Source organism: Vibrio sp. B181a (assembly GCF_030248375.1).
Classification (GTDB): domain Bacteria; phylum Pseudomonadota; class Gammaproteobacteria; order Enterobacterales; family Vibrionaceae; genus Vibrio; species Vibrio campbellii.
Map to the genome: position 1 here is coordinate 248,619 of NZ_JAHGAD010000027.1, position 25,902 is coordinate 274,520.

Here is a 25,902-nt window from a genome sequence, read left to right on the forward strand (position 1 = left end):
GGGAGATAAAAGAGTGCTTAACCGATAAGATGCCGCCTGCGTTACCAGACGGCAATCCCTTTTAGTTATCAATTGGTTAAAGTGTGAAGCAACTGCTCGGTTGGTGACACTATGGCGACAATGGTTTCATCAAAAATTATCGCATTTTCATTGATGAGACGTTGATACACTTCAGCGTCAGATTGGCTAATATCACTGCCCTGCTTAGCAAGCTCAATCAAGGTTAAACCTAAATCGGCAACTTTGATTGCGGCTTCTGCAACTGGCACCGTTTCTACCGACGCCACATTTGCAGCGAAAATAGGTTTGGCTTGCTGCGCTGCTAACTTAACGCTTTGATAATGCATCGCTAACGCATCCAACGCGGTTTTATCACCTTGAGCATAAGCCGCGACCAAATCTTTCATCTCATACACCGCTAGACTTTCTACTGGCAGTGCATCTGCGAAGCGGTTTAGTCGCTCATACTGATTGTACAAATCGCCTTCGTTTGGCGTAGAGATCCACTTCTCCCAATGACGAGCGTAGTATTGAGCTGGTTCGATGTACTTCGCTAATGTTTGTAGCGGCGTTTCGTCTGCACCATTAGCAAGACGTTTCAACATCATATTGGCATCGGCATGATGGCGTAAGCCAAGCGAAATCTCAGACCATGTATCCATCACCTTCATGCGCTTGTACATGCTGCGCTCATCGGTCAGTTCTTGACTCGACCATAGACGCTCAGCAATCGCGTAGCTTCTCGGCCATAAGCGTTGCTCGATGGTCATTGAATCGAGGTTCTCACCCCAAATGGTGATTTCTCCGCCTAAGATTAGCTGCTGTTCTTTCTCGGTCAGCTCAGCCGGATAGCCCCCATTCGGCTCGGGAATGACACTCCCTTCTATGCCACTGCTCGCGACCAATTCTCCAGTCGCAGGCCAACGAACATTGCCAATCAATTGGTAACTGGTGTCTTTCAACTTGCCATCCGCAAAGTCATAGTTGAATTCGGTGTAAGACATAAAGTTATCGAAGTGGCCTTTAAACTTAACACCCGGCACATACTCTATGATGAACACCTCTTCGCGAGACTTACCGTTGTAATCGGTAAACGCTCGGTAGCTGCCGTCTGTCGCTTCAATAATGGTCAGATTACCTGTACGTGGACCACCTTTGTTGCGTGGTTTCACCCAATCGTAAGTCGCGAATTTCTCACCTTGATGAAGTTGGTCATCAACCGTGATGCCTTTCGGCATTGGATCATTGCGATAGTGGTAACTGGTTGGCTGTGGCTGGTCTAGGTAATAGCCTGTTGAGAGAATGCCTTGGTAGCCCTCTTTTGCCGCACGACCGATACTGTCGTGCCCTTGCCAGCTTTGAATCACAATCGAGGTTGGAAGGTCTTTGTGCCAGATTTCATCCCAGCCAGTCATCTTCTTACCGCGCTGTTCCAGCATCTGTTCTACCTTGGTGTTCAGATACGATTGCAGACCACGCTCACCATCCAGATTGTTGTCTTTGATGAATTGCTGAATCTTCGGGTTGTCTTTCCACTGTTGGTAATTTGGTTCATCGCCGCCGATATGGAAGTACTCATCAGGGAAGAGCTCAACCACTTCGTCAAACACGCTCGCCAGCATCTTGTAAAGTTCGGGATTGGTCGGGTCCATTAACGGCTCAAACACACCCCAGCCACGTTGATGCGGATAAGATTGTTCCCCCATACCAGACATTAATTCAGGGTAAGCGTGCGCCACTGCCGAAGCATGTCCCGGCAGAGAGATTTCAGGGATAACTCGAATACCAAGGTTGCGCGCGTAATTCACTACATAGCGGATTTCATCTTTGGTGTAGTAATCACCATCTGCGGTGTCTTGCCATAGCTTTTGGTAATTATCGAGCTGGATACGAATCGCTTGGTCATCCCAAATATGCCAATGGAAAACGTTCATTTTTGCTGATGCCATCGCATTGAGTTGACGAAGAATCACTTCGAGTTCAATGAAGTGACGAGAAGTGTCGTAAGAAACGCCACGCCAAGGAAAGCGAGGTTCATCTTGAATCGACACCGCAGGCACAAAGTAGCCAGTCGCATCCGTAGTCACTAACTGCAAGAAGGTTTCCAAACCATGGAAAGCACCGTAAGGGCGTTCGGAGCGAATGATGATCTGACCGTTACGCGATTCAAGTTGGTACGATTCATCACTGTTAATGTCTTGCACCTCTGACTTGGGCGCATTAAGAATATCAATCACCAGAGTCGCGTCTTTTTCCGACTCGGCATGCCAGTTCAACATTGGTAAGCCGGTTTGACGATATAGACGGTCCATGGTGCGCTTGGCGTTGAACTGCACGCGCGGTGAGTCGTAGCCTTTGATGTAAATGCTGAAGGATTTATCCAGTGTGATTTTACCCTGCCCCAACTCTACATTTTGTGGGTAAGGCATTAGGTTAAGATCGGTGTTGGGAGTCATCGCCATCGCTGCCGTTGGAATTGTGATTAAGCCTGAAATGAGTAGTGCTAATGTACCTTTGTTCATCCGCGCCATCCTGTCGTTGTTATTATTGTTCAACCCAAGTCACGCTATTTAATGGGGTCTGGTGACTTGGGTATAAGAGCTCTATTTGAGTTACGCAACCAGCTCTACTGCTTCACGAACCAGCTTGCCAATTTCTTCCCACTGCTCGTTTTCAATTAAGCTCGGTGCCACCATCCAAGTACCACCGCAGCAAACCACACGGTCGATAGCTAGGTAATCATTGACGTTGCTTTTACCGATACCGCCTGTCGGCATCAGACTCACATCAACATAAGGTGCGAGTAGCGACTTCACCATCGCGATACCACCGCTCGCTTCTGCCGGGAAGAATTTGAGGAAGTTCAAACCCAGCTCAAGTGCTTGTTCAACCTGACTTGGGTTATTGACGCCCGGTACGATTGGCATATTGATTTCTTGGCAGCGACGCACGGTATTTGGGTTCAACCCCGGCGCGACAATAAACTCTGCCCCCGCATCTTTCGCTTGAGTAATTTGCTCTGACGTCAGTACCGTGCCAGCACCGATGCACATTTGTGGATAAGCATCGCGCATGGCTTTAATCGCATCGGCAGCGGCTTCTGTTCGAAACGTCACTTCTGCGACTGGCAGACCGTTTTCTACCAACACTTTCGCCAGTGGGATCGCGTGCTCAACCTTATTGATTTGAATAACAGGAATAACTTTGAATTGCTGAAGTTGCTTAATCATTGCTTGGGACATAATAGGTTCTCGGAAATTATCGAATTAGATGAGTCATGGCGTCGTTTGGAATAATCGCGCCAGGATATTGAATAACGGTTGCTGCTAGTGCGTGACCGAGTTGGGCAGACTGCTCACAACTTTGTCCGGTCAATCGTCCTGCAAGGTAACCAGCAGCAAAAGAATCGCCAGCGGCACAGGTGTCGATTACTTTGACAACCTTCTCTGCGGCTACGTAAGCGGTTTGCTTGTCATCACCATGCGACCAAACCAGTTTGCAAGGCTCACAGCCACGTTTAATCACGATTTCTTGGCAACCAAAGCGAAGGCAGCGCTGCTCGGCACTTTCCTCTTCGCCCCACACTAAGACATCATCGTCTTCTGTGATAAGCGCAATGTCGACTAATGGCAGAATTTGGCTGTACCAATGCTTTGCCTCTTGTGCAGACCAAAGTTGAGGACGGAAGTTATTATCGAAGATAACCTTGCCTCCAGCTTGTGAGAACTGACTTAACGCCTTTTTAAGCCTTACTATGCTATCGTCATTTAGAATCGCGACGCTGATGCCACTTAGGTAGAGATAATCCAGCTCTCGGTTCGCAATCGCGGCTTCTAATTTGTTGAGTGAAGAAGTTGAGAAGTAGCTTTTGACGGCTGCGCTGTCACGCCAATAAAGAAAGCTGCGTTCGCCCTCTTGGTCGGTCTGCACCATGTACAAACCCGGTAGTTGAGCTGGGAAGATCTCGACAAGGTCAGTAGTAATGCCTTCTTGTTGCCAGTTTTCCAGAAGTTCTTGAGAAAGTACGTCCTCCCCAAGACCTGTCGCGTAGGACACTTGGACAGGTTGCTGAGCCGTTAGTCGAGAGAGGTAAAGTGCGGTATTGAGCGTGTCGCCACCAAAGCCTTTGCGAATTGGGGCGCCGCTCAGTTCAATCATGCATTCGCCAAAGAAAGCAATTTTAGTCTGGGATGAATCGGTCATCGTTCACCTACTTTGGATAAATTTAGAATGGTGGCTCGGGGGAGCCACCAGTTTATCAGGAGCTTATGAGCAAGTTTCTGTTCGAGCCGAAGCTCTTTGCTATTAAGCGTTTTGATTTGCTGTTGTGCGGTTTTTTAATGAAGCATCTTCTTCTAGAACACCATCGTCAGACAGTTCCATTTCCATCAGAGCACGCTCATCATCTAGGATTGCTCGTGCCATTTCTGGTGACACTTGGTTAGCTGGAGTCACTAGGCTCACTGCCACACCAGCAGTTAGAGCAAACAAGCAAGATGGAATCACTGGGTTACCCCAGAAAGCGGTTAGGTCAGGGCTCATCATTACTGCAAATGAAGCGATAGACGCACCTGCCAATGTTGCCAATGCACCTTGCCAGTTGTAACGCTTCCAGAAGCGACCCAACATACCGCACACGAACATGCCAGACATAACTGTCGAGATCATCTTAGTGATGTAGCTAATGATGTCATTAGAAGTTAGCGCGAACAGCAATGCACAACCGATCACTACAACCAAAGCCAAGCGAGAGTAATTCAACATGGATTCTTTGTTTGGCACGCGGCCGGTGAACATTACGTACACATCACGCAGTAAGATAGACACGCCCGCAATCGCATCGGAACTCGCACTCGACATGGTTGCCGATAGACCTGCAATCAGAACGATAAGACCAACGCCTACTGGCAATACTGTTGCCGCGATGTATGGGAAAGCAAAGTTTGCATTATTCAGTTCAGGGTCAATCGCATGCGCCGCCATACCAATGACTGCAGGGATGATAGAGAAGAACAAGTACAGCACACCAGAAGCCACGAACGAACGGCGGATGGTTGATACGTCTTTGCCTGAGTAGATGCGTTGGCGGAATGAAGGCGTCGCAAGTACACCCACACCAATCACAACGGCAAGAGAAACCGCTGGGATTAAACCAAGCTTATCAATCGCAAGGAAGCTAACCGCCTCTGGATCCATGGCAGAGTACAGGTTATCCAAGCCGCCAATGTGCTGCACTGACAGTACCGCCATTAGGATGAAGCCAACGAACAAGATGATAGCTTGAATGGTATCCGTCCAAACCACCGCGGTGTAGCCGCCAATAACCACGTAAATGGTAAACGCTGCTGCGATGATCATCTTCGCAGTGCTCAGCTCAATATCAGCAATCCACGCTAGGTACATACCACCACCAAGGATGTGTGCGCCCAACCAGCCAATAGAAGCGATAAAGATAAGCAGACCAACCACGTTCTTCACGATGCGGTTTGCACCTACGTAGTATGCGAGTTCTTCACTCATGGTCATAAAGTTGAGTTTACGAACTGGCGCGAACCACAGTGCCAATAACAAGATACCAATTGCGCCGCCAATGCCGTAAAGCGCACCAGCCCAACCGTTTGAGTAACCAAAGCCCACCGCGCCCATACTAGAGCCCGTGCCAACCATGGTTGCTACCGTGGTACCTAATACGAGGAACAGAGGTAAGCCTCGACCACCGAGTAGAAAGTCTTCACCTGATTTTTGATTGCGAGAGACAAACCATCCCAACCAAATTAAAAATAAGACATACGCACCGAAGCCGGTAAGAAAAAGTGTACTGTTCATTGAACACCTCTCATATCAAAATCCATCTTTCAGATTGATATAATTCCAGCAGCAAGTATTAGATTTTATTCCAGAAATTATCTAATTTTATTTTTATAGCTTTTGCTAAATATATTAGGCACTACTGCTTTATGAAATTATATTTATGTAGGGAGTGAGAGTGCCCAAAAGATAATAACAGGAAAGTAATTATTTCCGGCACTCAATTTTATTTAATTAGGTAAAATGTGATTTCTATCGGCGATCTTCGCGGTAGCAAGTCACATCGACTTCAACTTTCACGTCAACGACTAGGTCACACACCATGCAAATACGTGCCGGTGGGTAGTCACCGAAGAACTCTCTGAACACTTTATTGAACGATTGGAAGTAACGAGAATCCGTTAGCACCACTTTCACGTGTACCACGTCAGCTAACGTATAGCCTGCTTCTTCCATGATATCGACACAGTTTTGAATCGCTAGACGAGATTGGTCAACGATACCGCCTTCTACCACTTCGCCATCAGTCATTGGTGTTTGACCCGATACGTATAAGAAGCCGCCTGCTTCTGTTGCGCGTGCAAATGGTAAATGTTGACCGCCAGTACCTACGCCGCCTTCTACACCATAACGTTTAATTGACATAATATTCTCCAGTGATAATGCTTAATCTATAAAGTTAATTTATTTAATAAGTTATTGATGGATATTATTTCTATAAATAAATACGCCATTTCTATTTTCGGTGACGTTATCTTTAAAATAAGATAACTCACCATTTACAAATACAGATTCAATACCTTGTGCAACAGAAATTGGATTTTCGAACGTTGCAGTATCTTTAATTGTATTTGGGTTAAATAAAACCAAGTCAGCATATGCGCCTGCTTTTATTTCACCACGATCTTTTAGTTGGTAGCGTGCTGCTGACATCCCCGTCATCTTGTGAATCGCTTCTGCCAATGGGAAAAGCTGTTCTTCACGGCAGTAATGCCCCAAGACTTTCGGGAATGTGCCCCACAAACGTGGATGTGGATGCGGGTCGTTTGGTAATCCGTCCGAGCCCACCATGGTCAACTTATACTTAAGGACACGTTTGACGTCGTTTTCATCCATGCAGTGATAAACCGCGCCCGCAGGTTGCAACGCTTTTGCTGCTTCCATAAGAGGCAGTTGCATCTCGTCAGCAATGTCTTTCAGCATCTTGCCAGCGTGTTCGGGCTTGCTTTCAGACCAGGTGATGAAGATGTCGATTTCATCCGTCACCTGTTTTAAATCCAGCGTTGAAGAACTGGCGGAATATGGGTAGCAATCGCAAGACACGTCTTGATGCTCAGAAACCTTATCCATCAAATCCAGCACTTCTACCGTGCGTCCCCAGTTGCCTGCACCTGCGCATTTAAGGTGAGAAATCACCACGGGCACTTTGGCGTACTGCCCAGTTTCAAAGGCTTCTTCCATTGCGCTGATGATTTCTTCAAACTCGGTGCGCATGTGTGTGGTGTAGATACCACCGTGATGACCGAGAATTTCCGCTAAGCGCATCACTTCATCCGCGTTGGCTTGCTTGGCACTCGCATAAGCAAGACCCGAGCTCAAACCCAATGCGCCCTCTTTCATCGCTTGTGCCAATGTTTGGCGCATTTGGTCGATTTCTTCATCGGTTGCCGTGCGCAGTAAGTCGTCCATCACGTTGTTACGTAAAGTTGTGTGACCAACTAACGCAGCAACGTTGACCGCAGGGCTCGCCGCTTGTACCGCCTTCGCATACTCCGCAAAAGTTGGGTATTTGAAGTCTTCCTGCTTGCCCAATAGGTTCATTGGATCTGGCGGAGTATCACTGAGTACCGCAGGGCTCGCGCTAATTCCGCAATTGCCTACGATTACCGTTGTCACGCCTTGGCTGATCTTTGGCAAGCAGTCAGGGTAACGAATCACATTGGTGTCATCGTGCGTGTGCACATCAATAAATCCCGGAGCCAACGCAAGACCCTGACCGTTGATCACCTTCTTTGCAGAAAGCTCGTCTAGCTGCCCTACTTGCTCAATACGATCTTGACGAATCGCAACATCAGCAATGAATGGTGCTGCACCCGTACCGTCAAATACCTCTACGCTTTTGATAATGGTATCGAACAACATACTTCACTCTCTTCGTCCGTCGTTAACATGATTCCATCTTAATAATTCTTGAAATTTAAACAGTGAAGAAACACACAAAAAACTCAGATTTGTTTGATACTTTCTAACATATTATTTATGGTAGTTAGCAACAAACAATTAATATCAATCACTTAGACCATGTTAGAAGTAGGTGCGCCATGAAAGACAATCGCCAAAAGTGTGATAAAAACTATCATAATGAGTGTGTTACCACGCCAGGTTACGGAGAAAAGGCTCAACCTGTTGCGTGCAATTCCGATGGGTTACACAGTTTGATCCATGAAGAGATCACCTTGCCCGCTGCGGTGATCAAATCTTCTTCATTGAAGAACAACCTCGATTGGATGCAGCGTTTTGCCAATCAGCACAAAGTGAAACTGTCGCCGCACGGTAAAACCACCATGACTCCTGCTTTCTTCCAGCAGCAATTAGAAAACGGCGCTTGGGGCATTACCGTCGCAACGCCGGCTCAGGCAGAGATTGCGGCGCTAGGCGGAGCAAAAAACATCATCATGGCGAACCAACTAGTCGGGCGCGCTAACATGACCATCATCGCCAACTTGATTGAAACCCATGGAATCAACTTCTATTGCTGTGTGGACTCAAGCCGAAACGTCAAAGCGCTAGAGCGTGCGTTTGCTGAACATCAATTGCCTCTGAATGTACTGATTGAGTTTGGAGTCGAAGGCGGTCGCTGTGGATGCCGAAACCAACAAGATGTGGTTGAACTCGCCACATTCATCCACCAGCAACCTCACCTCACGCTAAAAGGTATCGAGGTTTACGAAGGTGTCATTCATGGTGACAATGCTGAGCAGGACATCCGTGACTTCCTCAACACCACATTAGAAATCGCGGCCCAACTACAAAACGACAAGTTGATTGAGTCCAAACCTCTTGTTACTGGCGCAGGCTCTGCTTGGTATGACGTAGTTTCTGAATGCTTCGCCAACCTAGAAGATTTTGATGCCATAATTCGCCCAGGTTGCTACGCAATTCATGACACAGGCATTTACCTAGACGCACAAAACAAAGTCATGCAGCGCGCTGAAAACAACCAAGGTGCGGCGTGTGATTTAGGTGGTGACTTGGAATCGGCACTAGAGCTTTGGGCTTATGTCATTTCTCGCCCCGAGCCAACCAAGCTAGTTGCCGGCTTTGGCAAACGTGACGTGGCGTTTGATGCCGGATTACCAACGCCCGAGCGCGCTTACCGCGATGGTGAGTCAATCTCTATTGAAAGTGCGGTAACGACCGCGGTGATGGATCAGCATGCGTTCATCGAAGTAGACGCAAACAGCGACCTTCAAGTGGGTGATATGATTGCCTTCTCAACCTCTCATCCATGTTTAACGTTTGATAAGTGGCGTGCCGTGGCGGTTTGTGATGATGAGTATCAAGTCACTCATTGGGTGAAAACCCGTTTCTGATGATGAGCTTAGTGAGGCTTTTCGTTATACTTCATGCCAAACCAGTGGAGGCGACACAACCGCCTCCATGCAAAAGATAGGAACACAGCTTGAGTTTAGAAGTCGATATTATCTCTCAAATCACTGAACGTTTCAGTGCGCTGCGCGATGCCGAAAAGAAGGTCGCAAAGTTGATCATGGACGACATTCAAACTGCCGCCAACGCCAGCATTACTGAACTGGCAGAAAGTGCAGAAGTGAGTGAAGCCACCATTACCCGTTTTGCTAAAGCTGTTGGCTGCAAAAACGTGCGTGATATGAAGATCAAACTGGCACAAACCTTAACGGTTGGACAACGATTCATCCTTGAGCCACCTGATCAAAGTGGCTACCAAGGCATTTATGAGTCGATCAAGCAATCCCTTGATGTAAACCGCAGTTTGATTGTTGAAGAAGATATCGACACTGCTGTGAACTGGTTGCACAACGCAAGACAAGTGATCTGTATTGGTATGGGTGGCGGCTCAACCATTGCAGCACAGGAGATGCAGCACCGTCTGTTTCGCCTGGGTTACCCAATTGTCGCCTACAACGATGGCTTGTTATCGCGCATGATTGCGGCGACAGCCGACGCGAACGATGTGTTAGTCATGATGTCTGCGACGGGCTATACCCCTGCCATCATAGAGACCGCGCAATTAGCCAAGCAGTACGGCGTAAAAGTCATTGTGATTACTCCGAAAGACACACCTTTGACTGAGCAAGCCGATTTGGTTCTGCCTATTGAGCACCAAGAGACGGACTTCATCTACAAGCCATCGGCTTCTCGTTACGCGATGTTGGCTTTGGTTGATGTACTTTCGATGGCGTTAGCCGTTAATCATAAGCGACGCTCGCGCGATAAACTTCGCCGACTCAAAGTTGCCCTCGACTCTTATCGTGGCGGTTTGGAAAGACAGCCTCTCGGTGATTAAACCAACGTGATCTAGATAACTAAACTCTCGCTCATAAAACTCAAACAATGAAGCCCGATGTTCAGCATCGGGCTTTTATTTTACCGAGATAAGACTTCAATTCGGTACGTTGTCTTGTTTTAATATTTAGGAAAACTTGCTAACACATAAATAACGAAATTCATCAATAAGAAAATTCTGATTGAATGTAAGGTTATCAAGATTAATACCAATTCGTACTCGAAATAATTTATAAGTTAATTAATTATTTTTCACATCAATATTGATTAACTATTAACTTATTTTCAAACGAAATATGAACATTAAGTTTCCATTTTATTTTCGTTTCCGATAAAACTATTTGAGACTTTCATCACACTAAATTTCAAATCTCAGGAATAGACTCCGAGCCTTTCAAGCCCCCCAATTTGCAGTGAGTCTATGAAACTTTCTAACCTAAGTATTAAAAGTAAAATCAGTGCGTTGATACTTGTTATCTCCGCTGCCGTCATTGCGTTATCTTTCTTCTTTACCTCTCAAATAAAACTTATTGATGGCAAGATGACAGAATTTTCTGACACCACCGTGCCAAGTATTTTATTGGTAAAAAATATTGAAATCGAAATTGGCACCTTAAGAAAAGACGAATTCTCTTTGCTGACTAATGTAAACCATGCTGAATTTAACACTTGGCTTAAAGGTTTGGATGAATCAGAAAATAAAATCGACAACTATATTGAACAATACGGTAAATCACTTTGGGATCAGCGCGACCGTGATGCTTATAATGAAGTATCGAGTGCGTGGTCAAAATACCGTAGCTTCAACGACAAATACTCAGAGCTATTAACCACGAAACGTATTGATGAAGCCAACGCCATGCTGCTGGATGGTTTTTCAACCTTCCAAGCACTTTCTAGCTCGATTAAAGATCTGGTTGAGTTAAACCAAACCTTCATCAAAGAAGACATCAACAGCACTCACGATGTAGTTGCAAACGCGATCACTTATAGCATTATCGCGATTGTTGCTTTATTGGCATTGAGCTTCGTGCTCGGCTTATTCCTTACAAAACAAATCTGTTCTCCACTGCAATACGTGGTCGAGATGGCCTCTAAGATTGCCTCCGGCGATCTAACCTACAAACTTCCGCGCAAAAAAATTGGTAATGATGAGCTTGGTTTATTGGCAGACGCCTGTGAAGATATGCAAGCCAAGCTGCTGAGTCTGGTCGACAGCATCTCTTCTACTACCGCTCAGGTGAGCACCGCTACCGAGGAAGTAAGCGCCATTTCAGAACAAACCTCTTCTGGCATGGATGAGCAGCAGCAACAACTTAACCTGATTGCGACCGCCATGAACGAAATGCAAGCAACGGTGCATGATGTAGCAAGCAACACAGAAGCCGCTTCAGAAACTGCAAACAGTGCCTCTCAAGAAGCCAAAGAAGGCTTAGAAGTGGTTCAGGAGTGTATTGAGCAGATCAACGAAGCCTCAGTCGCGATTCAATCTGTAGGCACCATGGTAAGCGAGCTAGAGCAAGACGCATCGAACATCAGCGTGGTTGTTGACGTGATTCAAGACATCGCAGAGCAAACGAACCTGCTTGCTCTCAATGCTGCAATTGAAGCTGCCCGAGCGGGTGAACAAGGCCGTGGATTTGCCGTTGTGGCTGATGAAGTTCGTACGCTAGCGAGTCGCACACAAGCATCGACAGAAGAGATCATTGCTATCATCAGTAAACTTCAGAATTGCTCGAAAACCGCCGTATCGGCAACAAACAACAGCAGCGATTTGATTCAAGTGTGTGTTGAGCAAGCTCAGCGAGCGGGCACGACGATTGGTCACATCGAACAAAGCGCTGACAACATTGCTGAGAAGAGTATCCAAATCGCGAGTGCCTGCAGTGAGCAAAGCTCTGTGACTGAAGAGCTGCATCGCAATGTCGAACACATCAACCAGTTCTCTAGCGAAGTCGCAACAGGCTCTCGTCAAACCGCGATTGCGTGCCGAGACTTGAGTGAACTGGCGGTTGGTCTACAAGAAATCGTCAGTCAGTTTAAAACGGCTTAAACAGCCATTAAAGGTTGCGTTAACTTTGTCCTAGCGCGCTCTGTAAAGCCCGATGTTCAACCATCGGGCTTTGCTTTATCTAGCCGTTTCTTTATGCGTGCACGGTAAACCTGATCCCTGTCTCGATTCTTTAATTTATCTTTCCTAATCCCACCAACATCACGGTAACCCACTATATTTGAATGAGAATATTCTTAGAGACGCATTCAAGAGTGAGGTCAGTTTCAATAATTAATCAATTGATGAATATTGAAGGAATTAACTTCCTAGCCGGACAAAACTGACTCACGTTACACTGAATGCAGTCCCACACTCTTCTATAGCTTGATACGAATTCGAGCTCACCTTCTTAGAGGAAGCGTCGCATGATGAAGCGAATCATTCTTGGCACCCTAGCCCTGACTCTTTTAACTGCCTGTTCCAGAGATGACGGACAGCAAGCCCTTGGCACATTAGAACGTGACCGCGTAACCTTTACTGCAACCTCTAGCGAGATAATTCGTGCCCTACCCATCAAGGAAGGCAGCCAAGTCACCGAAGGAGAAGTGCTGGTTCAGCTCGATACAAAGAACCAAGAAGCTGTTTTAGCTCACGCCGTAGCCGAACAAGCCAAAGCTGACGCCTATCTTTTGAAATTGACCAATGGTGAGCGACCAGAAGACATTGCCGCAGCGCAAGCACGCGTTGCCAGAGCGGAAGCTCAATTGGTTGAAGCGCAAAAGAACTACCAACGTAAAGCGGAGTTAGTTCGTAAAAAACTCATCAGCCAATCAGAAAAAGACACTGCTTTAGCAGCCAGAGATTCCGCCCGTGCAGAGCTAGACTCCTCACAAGAAGAGTTCAGCAAACTAACAGCAGGCTCTCGCCCTGAAGATATTGAACAAGCGAAAGCCGCACTCATGGCAGCAAAAGCCGATGTGGCACTGCAAGAACAGAAACTGGCAGAACTCACCATCACCGCCACACGAGATGGCTTACTCGACAATCTACCGTTTAACCTTGGCGAGCGCGTCCCTGTCAATGGCGTGGTTGCTGTAATACAAGCCAGCCGCGTCCCATACGCTCGCGTTTATGTTCCTGCTAACTATCGAGTCGACTTTGTGCCGGGTAAAACGGTTAACGTGCATGTAGATGGCGTTGAGCAACCATATAGCGGCACCGTTCGTTGGGTTGCGACTGAGCCTTCATTTACACCTTATTTCGCGCTTACCGAGGAAGAACGCTCACGTTTGATGTACCTAGCAGAAGTCGACCTTCAAGACTCAGCACAATCCTTGCCTTCGGGCATTCCAGCGCAAGTGGATTTGGTGGAGTAAGCCAATGACCGAATACGCGATTCAAGCTGAAAACGTAGTGAAAAAGTTTGGTGACTTCACCGCCATCAACAACATCACGCTTAATGTGCCCAAAGGCAGTATTTATGGTTTTCTTGGTCCCAACGGCTGCGGTAAATCGACAACAATTCGAGTGTTAACTGGATTGCTTAGCCCAAGTGAGGGCAACGTGGATGTGCTTGGGTTAGAGATCCCAAAACAATCTGAGCTTCTGCGTTTAAAGATTGGCTACATGACGCAAAAGTTCTCGCTTTATGATGATCTGACGGTTCAAGAAAATCTTGAGTTTATTGGACAAATCTTTGGTATGGAAACCAAGGCGCTGAAAGCTCGCATCGAAGAACAACTATCCACCTACGGTCTCGACCAACTACGTAAACAGCGCGTCGGCGGAATGAGTGGCGGCCAGAAGCAACGTTTGTCTCTCGCCACTGCGACCATGCACAAACCAGAACTGTTGTTTCTCGATGAGCCCACATCTGCGGTTGACCCAGAGAACCGACGAGATTTCTGGGAGCAATTGTTTGACCTCTCTGACCAAGGCACGACGATTTTGGTCACAACGCACTATATGGACGAAGCAGAGCGCTGTCATCGTCTAGCGATTATGGAATCGGGCGAGATCCGCGCCGATGGTGAGCCAGAAGAGCTCATGGCGCAAATGGGCGTTAACATCGTCGAAGTCAAAGCGGATAGCTTACGCGAGCTCAAAGAGAAAGTCATTCGACGCGAAGAAGTCCGTTCTGCCGCACAGCTCGGCATTCGCTTACGCATTTTGATCCACCAGTACATCGAACAGCCGATCGAATGGTTAACCCAAACCTTTCCAGAGCTTGAGGGCTGCGAGATGAACATTGCTCGTCCTAGCTTGGAAGATGTGTTTGTCAGTGTTACGGGAGAAGGTCGCCAATGATGAAATCTATTGCCCGTATGAAAGCGGTAATGATCAAAGAAATCCGTCAGCTTTCACGTGACCGCATAACCTTTGGCATGGTCGTAATGATCCCGTTGATTCAGCTTTTGCTGTTCGGCTTCGCCATTAATACCGATATTCGTAATATTCCCGTTGGCGTCGTCGATCAAAGTGGCAGTACCGCCGGACGCGTGATTACCGAATCCGTCAAAGTCACGCAAGTGGTCGATGTGGTCGAAACCTTCGCTACCGCGGAGCAAGCAGAACAAGCCATTCAGGATGGTATCGTTCGTGCGGCTTTGATTCTGCCTAGCGATCTAACCCAACGTATGGTGCAAGGTAGAGAGCTTGGCCAGTGGATTGTGGATGGTTCCGACACTATGATCAGCTCAGCGATTCTCTCACTACAAACCATGCCGTTAACGGATTTTGATTTTGAGATACGCCCTGCCCCAACCAAAACCTTTGAAGTTGCGCTGTATTACAACCCGAGTCGGCGCTCGGCGGTGAACATTGTCCCCGGTTTGTTGGGCGTGATTCTGACCATGACGATGATCTTGTTCACTAGTGCTGCCATTGTTCGAGAACGGGAGCGTGGCAATCTAGAGTTACTGATTACCACACCAATCCACTCTATCGAGCTGATGGTGGCAAAGATCATTCCTTACATCTTCGTAGGTTTGATTCAAGTCTTCATCATTCTCGGTTTGGGTCACTGGATATTTGATGTACCGATAAACGGCGCCATTAGTCAGATATTGTTTGGCACGCTGTTATTTATCGCCGCGAGTTTAACCTTAGGTTTGGTGATATCCACTATTGCGACGACGCAGCTTCAAGCAATGCAGATGACAGTGTTTATTCTTCTGCCATCAATCTTATTATCAGGGTTTATGTTCCCTTATGAAGGGATGCCCGTTGCGGCACAATGGATATCAGAAGCCCTACCTGCTACCCACTTTATGCGTATTATTCGTGGTGTGGTGTTACGTGGTGCAGATTTGATGGAGCTTTGGCGAGATACGCTTTGGCTGCTTGGGTTTACCGTTATCGGTCTCTTTGTTGCTTCACTTCGCTTCAAGAAGTCACTCGATTAACCTACCAGGCTCCAGAACTAAAAACGCCTCCAGCATTGGAGGCGTTTTTATTGAATCATTCAATCATCATAGCGAAATCAGTAATACTCACCTAAAGAGCAGTCATGCAGATCTGAAATGCTATAACTTCTTAGCGAATTGATTTTGAAGTTGAACACCACTTGTTTACAGACGTTTCGGCTTCGGTCGCTGTAGGTAATATACCCTTCGCTGTATGCGCGTTTTCCGCTGGTTGAGGTGATGTCTGCGTTCAGCTCCAGATGCGCCTTGTGCGCTTCTACACGTTCCATCATCTCATGTACGTCAAGCCACTCTTCACGGTTGGCCATTTGGATCAGCATCGATTCCGCCTGTGTTTGTAACTTTTGCGGATAAACGTAAAAACGGTTATAGGCAAAATAGGCGCTCATTAAGATTAGTATTAACACTGCTGAGGTAGTTCTTGTCATGCAAGTTGCCTCTTATCGTTATGAATTTTTTTCTTTGCTTCTTTTTCAGTATAGAAAGCTGATGAAGTTTAGGTTAAAGAATTCACACAAATAACAAGCGACGGTCAGAGTCAGTCAATTCCATGACAAGCCGTCGCTTGGTTTAACCTAATTCTAAATAACTAGACACTTTGCAGTTCTTAAGTACTGGATTTTGGTGCTATTTATCGATAGGGAACAACTTGCTTTCAAAGACGGTCGCATAAATCGGCACATCTTTCAGCTTGTTGATGTCGATTTTGTAAGGGTCTTCTTCCAGCACCGTGAAGTTGGCTACTTTACCTACCTCAATACTACCAAGCGTATCTTCCATCCCCCACGAATATGCCGCTTCAATGGTAATGCCTTTTAGTGCGGCTTCACGAGAAAGCGCGAGATCTTTACGCAGCACATTTCCGTTGTTGGTTTGGCGAGTAGCAGCACTCCACGCCAGCAACAGCGGATCAGCCGGAGCCATTGGCATATCCGAATGCAAAGAAACAGGAATCTGCTCTTTTTCAATCGTGGCTAGTCGAACCATCGCGTGCGCACGCTCTTCACCTAACCCGACTTCACCAAAGCGATCACCAAAGCCCGTTACGTAATATGGATTAACACTAATAATCGCACCGAGCTCCTTCAGTTCCTTGACTTGTTCGTCGGTCGAATTGGCAAAATGAACAATCGTAAAACGGTGGTTCTCGCGTGGGTATTCAGCTTGACGACGTTGCAAAATTTCAATCAGCTTTTCAACGCCTTCATCACCGTTTACATGAACGAGGATTTGGTAATCCTTCTCCCAGAACAGCTTGGTGATGTCTTCAACTTCTTGAGGGGTTTGAATCCACTCGCCATGGTGACCATCCAGATAGCCGTCTTTCATCATCATTAACTGAGAGATAATTGCGCCATCGAACAGTAGCTTAACTTGGTTTTTAAAGAAGCGAACTTTGCCTTCATCAGGGAAGGTTTTAGTGATCTCTTCAACCGCTTGAACCACACCCTCTTTGCCTTTCAAGAAGTACGGTGACTTACTTTCTGGTGTAAAGAAGGAATACATTGGCGTTTCATCAGCGCCCAAGATCTCTTTATACAGACCCACCATATCCTCTGGTATAAACGCGCCAGGTTCGTTGTAAGCCGTCACCCCTTTCTCGTGCAGCATTTCCACCATTTGCTCTAGTCCGGCACGGAATCTTGCTTCACTGCCAAGATCTTTGTAGATACGTGGTAACAGGTAAATCAACGCACCACCTTCCCAGAAATGACCATTTTCCAGATCTGACTGAGCTGCTACCTCTTTACCTTGTTTATCGATGTCAGCTTGGTTAAGACCAAACTTCTCTACAAATGCCGTGTTTACATAGAATTCATGTGCCGAACGATGCCATACACCGATTGGACGTGTTTTCGAGATCTTATCAAGATCAGCGCGCGTCAATTCACCATGGAAGAAGTTGTTGTAGCCCCATGTCCACAATACTTCATTTGGATCCTTCATCTCTTTTTCAACGGCAGTCAGCGCGGCCAGATACTCTTCATGTCCATTCACCGCTGGCCAAGTACGACTTGGTAACTGCCACTCTTCAGGAGCAATGACCGGCATGCTCAGCGTAAGTGCACCGAGGAACGGATGCAGGTGCTGCTCAATAAAGCCAGGCATGATCACCTTGTCTTCTAAATCGACTTTATCCGCATTTGGGAACTGCTTCAGCGCCTGCGCTTCTTGTCCAACAAAAACAATCTTGCCGTCATCATCCGCTACCACCGCCTCTACACGAGGTTGGTCTTCATCCATTGTGATGATGGTGTCAGCCAAATAGATCGTTTCACCGCTTTCCGCAGTCGCAGTTGCTTGAGCTTGCTCTTCTACCTGAGCCTCAGGTTTTGGTTCTTGTTGTTTCGCTTCTTCTGCTGGGCTGCATCCTGCCACAGCGCCAATTAACCCTAGGATGGCACCTGCCACTAACGTTCGTTTAAATGGTTTCATTTTTAACCCTTATATCACCAGTTTATTTACTGCTTTAGTTATGGAATCCCGTTCCAAAAAAGAAAAGGGAGCATGGTGTATAAAGTAAAGACCGCTTTTGTCAGGGGTGAACCGATTTCGCTCACAATCTTGAGAATGAAACAGGAATTAATTCAGAACGTTACCTATCACCGTGGTGACCAAGCGGTGATCAGAACCATTTGGTTGACTTGTCGATAGGCGAGTACAGATTTGCCTGTCCGTTTTTTCTGATTTAAGCCAAAGGTGATCAATCCCAATCATGGCAAAGGATGGGACTGATACTCCTTTTATCAATGTTGGCCAACTGGCCACTGGTCGGGATTGGAAACGAGAAAACAGCTTGCTAAACCTTGGGCTTGCAGCAGAAAGGTTGAAGTCCCCAATCACAATCATTTCCGATGTTGGGTACAATTCGGTAAGGGTTTCTATGGTTCGAATCAACGCATTTCTGCGTTGCCACAGCGGCTCGGTTCTTGGTGATGGAGGATGCGCCGTCATTAAGGTAATTGGGTTGTCCACTTGCCATGTTGCTCGAATCACCTCTTGACCATCTGGAGTGTGATAAATCGAAACTGGCTCCAAAGGATAACGGCTCAAAATCATCTGATTTGACGGGTAACCAACACCGCGCTGGCCGCCGTAATAAAAAGGATAAATATCGTCGAGAAGATGAAGTTTCTCCCCCACTTGAGGCGAGAGCTCTTGCATCACCACCAAATCCGCAGGGTGTTTAAGCAAGTAATTAATGAACTGATTGATGTCGGGATTTTCGTAGAACAGGTTGAATTGGATGATCGTCAGCGGATTTTCGCAGGTTTGGTTGCTCGTTATTTGAGTGGGTAAGAGGAATAGAACAAAAGCACCGCTGATCGCGATTGCAGTAAGTGCCTTCACCCAATGACGGCAGACCAAAAGTACCAAAGCAAAACCTAGGTAGGCGAATAAAAGGAGAACGGGAATCGAGGTTAGATTCTCCGCCCACCAAATATCATGATATTGCCTTGCTACCAGCCAAATTAATGCAGGTAGAAACAACACAATCCATTTAATGACTCTCAGCACACGCACTGCTCGTTTAGCGATTACATATCATAAGCTTATATGCAGTTTGCTAACTCGCCAGTGCGTCGCTGACCAATACGCAGTGTATCAGCTTAAATGGTATGAACCGCTTCCGTTGCAGGCTCTGCGTTTCGCGCTTTTTCGCTCACTTCCACTTTAACCGCAGCGACCTTGAACTCAGGGATCTTCGCATGCGGATCAGTCGCCGTTGTCGTTAGGCGGTTGACTGGCGATTCAACAAAGTGGAATGGAATGAACACCACACCTTTTTGAATCCGCTTAGTCACAAAGGCATCAATCTCAATGCTGCCGCGACGTGTAGACACCGTCAGACGCTGACCATTACTGATGCCAAGTGCTTCTGCGTCTTCCACGCTCACCATCGCTCGTGGGCCAGCAAGGTTATCCAACCCTTTGGTCTTACGCGTCATGGTGCCGGTGTGGAACTGCTCAAGCACACGGCCCGTCGTTAACACAAGTGGATACTCTTCATCTGGCAGCTCAGCCGCATAACGGAACGGTACACCCACCATTTGCCCTTTACCACGAGTAAACTGGGTTTGGTGCATGATGCGAGTACCTGCCGGGTAGTTCTTGTTGCTCGGCCATTGCACACCGTTTGGCGTGATCGCCTCCCAACGAAGACCTGCGTATTGAGGTGTCACGCGTGCAATTTCGTTAGTGATATCAGACACGCAGTGGTAGTCCCAATCACTCCCCATAGCATTAGCGATTTCTTGAATAATCCACCAATCTTCTTTCGCTTCACCCGGTGCCGTGACAACCGGATTCACGCGCTGAACACGACGCTCCGTATTGGTGAAGTGACCCGCTTTCTCTGCAAACGAACAAGAAGGCAGAACCACATCCGCGTATTGCGCAGTCTCCGTTAGGAAGATGTCTTGAACCACTAAGAAATCGAGCGCTTCTAAGCCCTCAATCACGTGCGCTTGGTTCGGGTCACTCAATACTGGGTTCTCACCCATGATGTACATGCCACGAACGTCACGATGGCAAGCCGCATCAATGATTTCTGTCAGGGTTAGACCTTGCTCAGAAGGCAGATTTGGCGCGTTCCATTCAATCGCAAACTTCTGACGCACAATTGGGTTGTATACCTTTTGGTAGCCTGGGAAGCTGTTTGGCAAAGCGCCCATATCACACGCGCCTTGCACGTTTGATTGACCACGCAGCGGGTTGATACCACCACCTTCAATACCGATGTTGCCACACAGCAATTGCAGGTTAGCGATAGAACGCACGTTGTCATGACCTGTCGTATGCTGAGTGATACCCATCGAGTAGTAAACAGCCGTACGATCTGCCGTACCGATCATGCGCGCCATTGCTTGAATGTCTTCAGCTTTAACGCCCGTAACCAACTCCACTTTATCGAGGTTGTAAGCTGGCGACATCACTTCTTGCAGTAAGGTATCAAAGCCGTCGACACGTTCTTCGATGTACTCTTGATCGTACCAGCCGTTCTTGATGATCTGCTGCATGACGCCGTTAAGGAGCATCACATCCGTACCCGGACGGTGCGCCATATACAACTCAGCATGCTCTGCCATATCGACACGTTTCGGGTCAGCCACAATCAAGCGAGCGCCGTGGTGACGAATTGCTTGTTTGATGTGTGAAGCGATGATCGGGTGTGCCGATGTAGTATCCGAGCCAATAATAAAGATCACATCCGAGTGCTTAATACTTGGGATGTCGTTGGTCATTGCACCACTACCGAGTGACGCCTCAAGACCCGTTACACTCGATGCGTGACACAAGCGCGCACAGTGATCGACGTTATTGGTGCCCAGTTCACGACGGACAAATTTTTGGAACGCGTAGTTGTCTTCATTGGTGGTTTTCGCTGAAGAGAAACCCGCCAATGCGTTGCTGCCAAAATCTTGCTTGATGCCAGAGAACTTGCTCGCAATCAGTTGAATCGCCTCTTCCCAACTTGCAGGCTGCAACCAACCGTCTTTGCGGATCAATGGCGTGGTAAGACGCTCTTCACTGCCAATGAAATCAAAACCAAAGCGCCCTTTCACACATAGCATACCTTGGTTAACCGGCGAGTCACCGCCTTTCACGTAACGAATCGTATTGGTTGCTTCGTCCACGAACATGGTCAACTTACAGCCCACACCACAGTATGTACAAATGGTGTCGACCGCTTTCAGATCTTCGGTACGACCTTGCGAGCGGTCACGACTATCGACCATCGCGCCTGTTGGACACACTTGAACACACGCGCCACATTGCACACAGTTCGAATCGCCCATCAGAGTTAAGCCATTCTTGTTACTTCCAAAGTGTGGACGATCGTCAGGACGTAATGCCGGACGACCTTGTTTATCGCACACAAAGTTCAGTACACCGTGCACGGCTTTGTCGCGACACGCTTGGATACACTGACCACAGCTAATACAGCGGTTGGCATCAAACTCAATAAACTCAGAGCTGCGGTCAACTTCGTACTTATGACGCAGGTCTTTCGCACGAAGATCTAACCAATCTTGGTGTGATTTAATCTGCAAGGAGAAGTCAAAGCTCTGCTCGGCTTCATATTCGGTGGAGTAATCACGCAGCGCACAATCAGTATTGGCCTGACAGCCACATTCAAGGCAGCGCGCCGCTTCCTTCATCGCTTCTTCGTTATCAAAGCCCAACTCCACTTCAGCGAAGCTTTGCTCACGTTGTGCTGGAGTCAATTCAGGCATGATAGAGCGAGCGACTTTCTGGATGTTCTCGAAGTGAAGCGGATCGACTTGAGAGAGTTTCTTCTCTTTGCGCGAGTTGAACGCCGCCTTTGGCATATCCGCCATATCGCCATTCAAAAATAGGTCAATGGCTTTTGCCGCAACGCGACCATCAGCAACCGCTTCAACTGCCGTTGCTGGACCACGGCGGAAATCACCAATACTGAAGATGTTGCCCGTGCCGGTGTGCATGGTCTTTTCATCTGCATCAGAGGTGTTCCAGCGCGTAAGTGGAATCGACAAGTCTTCGCCTTCGAGGAAGCTCAGATCTGGCTTTTGCGATACTGCCGCAATCACGGTGTCGAACTCTTCGGTAAAGAACTCGCCGGTTGGTTTAGGGCTTCGACGACCAGATGCATCCGGCTCACCCAACGCCATGCGCTCTAGACGAATCGCACTCACGCGTCCGGTTTCATCGGCAAGGTTTTCTGCAGGGTTGGTCAAGAAGTGGAATTTCACCCCTTCGTGTTCCGCTTCAACAATCTCGTAGTCTTCTGCCGGCATTTCGTCACGGGTACGACGGTAAATCAACGTGGTGTCTGCACCAGCACGACGCGCAGTACGAGCACAGTCAATTGCCGTGTTACCACCACCGATCACCGCGACTTTCTGACCCGTGACGTAGTTTTGCTCAGTCACGTAATCTTTCAGGTAATCAACGCCCAGGTAACAACCTTCAAGGTCGCTGCCTGTGTAATGCATTTCAACCGCTTGAGACGCACCGACAGCCAAACACACGGCGTCGTATTCTTCACTCAATTGAGAAAGCGTGAAATCCACACCCAGTTTTTGGTTGGTGCGAACCTGCATGCCATTGCGGCACATCAGTTCGATTTCTTTATCGAGAATGTCTTTTGGTAGGCGATATTCAGGAATACCATAACGCAACCAACCGCCCGCTTTTGGCATGGATTCAAAGACAGTAACGTCGTAGCCTTCATTCGATAAGTAGTAACCAGCCGTTAGACCACCAGGACCACTGCCGACGACGGCAATGTTCAAACCTTTGCTTGGTTTCTTTTCTGGTACATAGGCTTCATGCGCAGACAAATCCGCATCCGCAGCATGACGTTTTAGCTGACGAATAGCGATAGGCTCATCGACTAAAGAGCGGCGACATTCACTTTCACAGAATGCCGGGCACACACGACCAATCGATAACGGCATAGGAAGCGTACGCTTAATCACTTCAATCGCTTTTTGATGATCGTTTTGTGCGATGTGATAAAGGTACGATTGGATATCCACACCCGCAGGACAAGCGGTTTTGCATGGTGCTTCACAGTCGGCGTAATGGTCCGTCATGATGCGGTTTAAAGCTTTTTTGCGATGCTCGCTTAGTTGTTCTGATTGCGTGACCACATTAAGGCCACGGTACACTTCAAGTTCACACGCGCGCTTAGTACCGCCGCTTTCAACTTCAACCACACACAAGTCACACGGTACTTTTTCATTACTTTTGTTCATTCCGCACAGCGATGGAATCTCAACTCCACACACTTTTGCTGCTTCTAGAAGGGTCAACCCCTCTTCTACAATTCTATATTTTCCATCGATGACAATTTCTATCATACAACCTCCGCAGCAAAGCAAATCCACATCTGCACAAACAAAACCATACATTCTATAAGGATAAACATTTGCAAGACAAGGCGGTGTGATACAAAACTTATAAACCACATTTTTTTCGTGTCATAAAAAGAAAGCACTTCTGTCGCGAAGTATCACAAGTAAGAACTCAACAAACGTTTTACTCCCTCGAATATGCAGAAACTGGTGAACGCACTATTTTAATAAGAAGGGCAATAAAACATTGACCTTCCCCTATGGTTAACCTTTAGAATCGAAGGGGTTTCATCATTTTCATCAAACACATGGGAAAGGGTATGCACTTAAAATCGCTGCATACAATCTGGTTAACTCTCTTCACAACACTGGTACTTTTAGTATCGAGTGTGGCGAACAGTGAGCCGCTGATGAATATTCAAATGATGTCTACTGGCATGGCTCATCATCCTTCTATGATGAGTGACAGCGAACACTGCGGTATGCCTGGCATGATGGACGTCTCCATGACTGACGTTTCTATGTCCGAAGCGTCCGTAGCAGAAAATAGCGATGCAAGAGAAACCAGCATGAACTGTGGTGGAGGCTCCGGCATGGTTCATACCTGCTGTACTGCCGCATGTACGATAGTTTTCGTCCCCCTACCGAATCCTATCAATAACCCAATGCCCGTCCTCTATCGCGCAACTATTACTCCTGAAGTTGCTTCCCCAGTCGTACACGTCAGCCGCGACCTGTACCGACCTCCTATAGCCTAAATCCGTCCTAGCATTCGACCCTGCGTGTGTACCGCAGGTTGTTTTAATGCGCCTGAACGATGAGGTAACAAGGCTTTACTGTTCCCGCAATAAAATCCGCACCTCCATCGATCCGGCGAACACTGGATTTAGATTATGGATATCAAACCATACCGCTTAGCTGCACCTATTTTTATGGTGGCTATGGTCGCTGCGCCAACCTTGGTTAACGCCGCAGGTAAAAAGACGCACGCAGCGCAACATTCCGCATCAAGTGAGCGAGCTTCAACGACCAAGCTTGCCCAACTGATCAACGTCGCTTTGAGTAATGATGGCAATCGTAAGCAATACTCAGCGCAATCTGCTGCCATGCGTGAAACGGGCGTCGCGAGTGCGACCTTGATGGACCCAAAACTGAAAGTGGGTTTTGGTGGCTTGCCTGTCGACAGCTTCAAATTCGATGAAGACCCAATGACCAACATTTCCGTTGGTTTAATGCAACAGTTTGAGCGTGGCTCTACGCTTGATTTACAGCAGAAGAAAGCCAATCAACAAGCCGACGGCCTTGGGCTTCAAGTGCATGCTCGTGAGCTTGAGGTAGCCAACAGCATGACTCAGCTTTGGTTAGAGCTTGGTTACCAGCAACGTGCGGAGCAAATCATGCTTGAGAACCGCAAGTTGATGAAGGAGATGGAAAGCTTTATTCAAACCAACTATTCGATTGGTAAGAGTGAAGCGCAAGATCTGCTTAACGCCCAACTTCAAGTCAGCAAGTTGGATGAAAAACTGCAAGCCAACGAACAAATGCAACGTCGTCTTATCTCTCAACTCTCCGAATGGTTGGGGTCAGATTGGTTGGCAAACGAACAGGCTCTGCACGCGAGCAATCAATTGAACTGGGACATGCTGAACAACAAACTTGCTTCCAGCATCGACTCCACCAAGCACTACCAGCAACTCAGCCAACACCCGATGGTTAAGATGGCCGACGTCAGCATTTCTGCCAATAAAACTCAGGTAGAAATTGCGGAGCAAGCCTACAACCCGCAGTTTGGTGTGGAGGTAATGTATGCCTACCGTCAAGCTGACAACATGATGGGTGAGCCCGCTTCCGATTTGGTCAGCGCTTACCTCACCATGGACATTCCGTTGTTCACAGGAGGCCGCCAAGACCGCAGCCTTGCTGCCGCCCAGAACCAAGTTGGTGCTGCGCAATCACAAAAGGACACCTTACTAACGCAGATGAATGCCAAGGTGAACACTTTGCTGGTTGATCGCGGCAACTTAACCCAGCGTTTAGAACGTTATCAATCCACCTTATTGCCTCAAGCGAAAGCGCGCATTCAAGCCGTTGAGCGGGGTTATCAAAACAACACAGCGCAGTTTAACGATGTGATTTCTGCCACGACTGACGAGTTGGCTCTGCAATTAGAGCAACAACGTCTGCTGACCGATCTCAACATCGCAAACAGCAATTTAGCCACCCTGCTCGGTGGTTTCGACTATCAAGTCGAGCAGCCAGAACTGTCTGAATTTAAAAAATAATAAGG

Annotated in this window: 18 protein-coding genes; 8 read left to right on the plus strand and 10 right to left on the minus strand. The window is 47.5% G+C overall.

Annotated features, from left to right (window positions below):
- Positions 1–68: 68 nt before the first annotated feature.
- From KIO97_RS14370 to KIO97_RS14395, 6 genes are all read right to left on the minus strand, one after another.
- A complete protein-coding gene (locus tag KIO97_RS14370) occupies positions 69–2,522 on the minus strand; it encodes a family 20 glycosylhydrolase (protein WP_285383119.1) in 2,454 nt (817 codons plus the stop codon).
- 90 nt (positions 2,523–2,612) lie between these two features.
- The gene (locus KIO97_RS14375; protein ID WP_285383121.1) at positions 2,613–3,242 is read right to left on the minus strand and encodes a bifunctional 4-hydroxy-2-oxoglutarate aldolase/2-dehydro-3-deoxy-phosphogluconate aldolase; all 630 of its coding nucleotides are present in this window, start codon (positions 3,240–3,242) and stop codon (positions 2,613–2,615) included.
- 16 nt (positions 3,243–3,258) lie between these two features.
- Positions 3,259–4,203: a sugar kinase gene (locus tag KIO97_RS14380; protein ID WP_285383123.1), complete on the minus strand. Its 945-nt coding sequence runs from the start codon at positions 4,201–4,203 to the stop codon at positions 3,259–3,261.
- 102 nt (positions 4,204–4,305) lie between these two features.
- Entirely contained in the window at positions 4,306–5,826 is a 1,521-nt protein-coding gene (locus tag KIO97_RS14385; protein ID WP_077201540.1) for a sodium:solute symporter family protein, read from the minus strand.
- 234 nt (positions 5,827–6,060) lie between these two features.
- On the minus strand, positions 6,061–6,453 hold the full coding sequence (locus tag KIO97_RS14390) for a RidA family protein (RefSeq protein ID WP_285383125.1): 393 nt from the start codon (positions 6,451–6,453) through the stop codon (positions 6,061–6,063).
- A 51-nt stretch (positions 6,454–6,504) separates the two neighbouring features.
- Positions 6,505–7,950, minus strand: coding sequence for an amidohydrolase family protein (locus tag KIO97_RS14395; RefSeq protein ID WP_285383126.1), 1,446 nt, complete (start codon positions 7,948–7,950; stop codon positions 6,505–6,507).
- Between the two features lie 179 nt (positions 7,951–8,129).
- Here KIO97_RS14395 and KIO97_RS14400 point away from each other — a divergent pair, with 179 nt between their 5' ends.
- The 6 genes from KIO97_RS14400 (at position 8,130) to KIO97_RS14425 (ending at position 15,750) form a co-directional block, all read left to right on the plus strand.
- Complete coding sequence (locus KIO97_RS14400; protein WP_285383127.1) at positions 8,130–9,401, plus strand: amino acid deaminase; 1,272 nt, start codon at positions 8,130–8,132, stop codon at positions 9,399–9,401.
- Positions 9,402–9,490: 89 nt separating this feature from the next.
- Positions 9,491–10,354, plus strand: a complete 864-nt coding sequence (locus tag KIO97_RS14405; protein WP_045372503.1) for a MurR/RpiR family transcriptional regulator — start codon at positions 9,491–9,493, stop codon at positions 10,352–10,354.
- 420 nt (positions 10,355–10,774) lie between these two features.
- Positions 10,775–12,406 carry a methyl-accepting chemotaxis protein gene (locus tag KIO97_RS14410; protein WP_285383129.1) on the plus strand — a complete coding sequence of 544 codons (1,632 nt, stop codon included), beginning with the start codon at positions 10,775–10,777 and terminating at the stop codon, positions 12,404–12,406.
- Positions 12,407–12,771: 365 nt separating this feature from the next.
- Positions 12,772–13,722 carry an HlyD family secretion protein gene (locus tag KIO97_RS14415; protein ID WP_373417321.1) on the plus strand — a complete coding sequence of 317 codons (951 nt, stop codon included), beginning with the start codon at positions 12,772–12,774 and terminating at the stop codon, positions 13,720–13,722.
- A gap of 4 nt (positions 13,723–13,726) precedes the next feature.
- Positions 13,727–14,653, plus strand: a complete 927-nt coding sequence (locus KIO97_RS14420; RefSeq protein ID WP_285383131.1) for an ABC transporter ATP-binding protein — start codon at positions 13,727–13,729, stop codon at positions 14,651–14,653.
- Entirely contained in the window at positions 14,653–15,750 is a 1,098-nt protein-coding gene (locus KIO97_RS14425; RefSeq protein WP_005425148.1) for an ABC transporter permease, read from the plus strand. Before KIO97_RS14420 ends, KIO97_RS14425 begins: the two co-directional genes overlap by 1 nt.
- Before the next feature lie 77 nt (positions 15,751–15,827).
- Here KIO97_RS14425 and KIO97_RS14430 read toward each other — a convergent pair whose 3' ends face one another.
- The 4 genes from KIO97_RS14430 to fdhF all read right to left on the minus strand — a co-directional run bounded on the left by KIO97_RS14430 (position 15,828) and on the right by fdhF (position 23,621).
- Positions 15,828–16,199, minus strand: a complete 372-nt coding sequence (locus KIO97_RS14430; protein ID WP_086015291.1) for a hypothetical protein — start codon at positions 16,197–16,199, stop codon at positions 15,828–15,830.
- 199 nt (positions 16,200–16,398) lie between these two features.
- The gene (locus KIO97_RS14435; RefSeq protein WP_285383132.1) at positions 16,399–18,207 is read right to left on the minus strand and encodes an amidohydrolase; all 1,809 of its coding nucleotides are present in this window, start codon (positions 18,205–18,207) and stop codon (positions 16,399–16,401) included.
- Positions 18,208–18,354: 147 nt separating this feature from the next.
- Complete coding sequence (locus tag KIO97_RS14440) at positions 18,355–19,290, minus strand: endonuclease/exonuclease/phosphatase family protein (protein ID WP_285383133.1); 936 nt, start codon at positions 19,288–19,290, stop codon at positions 18,355–18,357.
- A 92-nt stretch (positions 19,291–19,382) separates the two neighbouring features.
- On the minus strand, positions 19,383–23,621 hold the full coding sequence (fdhF, locus tag KIO97_RS14445) for a formate dehydrogenase subunit alpha (RefSeq protein WP_285383135.1): 4,239 nt from the start codon (positions 23,619–23,621) through the stop codon (positions 19,383–19,385).
- A 314-nt stretch (positions 23,622–23,935) separates the two neighbouring features.
- On the opposite strand from fdhF, the gene KIO97_RS14450 reads away from it, so the two are divergent.
- Both KIO97_RS14450 and KIO97_RS14455 read left to right on the plus strand, forming a co-directional pair.
- Positions 23,936–24,373, plus strand: coding sequence for a hypothetical protein (locus tag KIO97_RS14450; protein ID WP_285383136.1), 438 nt, complete (start codon positions 23,936–23,938; stop codon positions 24,371–24,373).
- A gap of 135 nt (positions 24,374–24,508) precedes the next feature.
- On the plus strand, positions 24,509–25,897 hold the full coding sequence (locus KIO97_RS14455; protein ID WP_285383138.1) for a TolC family protein: 1,389 nt from the start codon (positions 24,509–24,511) through the stop codon (positions 25,895–25,897).
- Positions 25,898–25,902 lie beyond the last annotated feature (5 nt).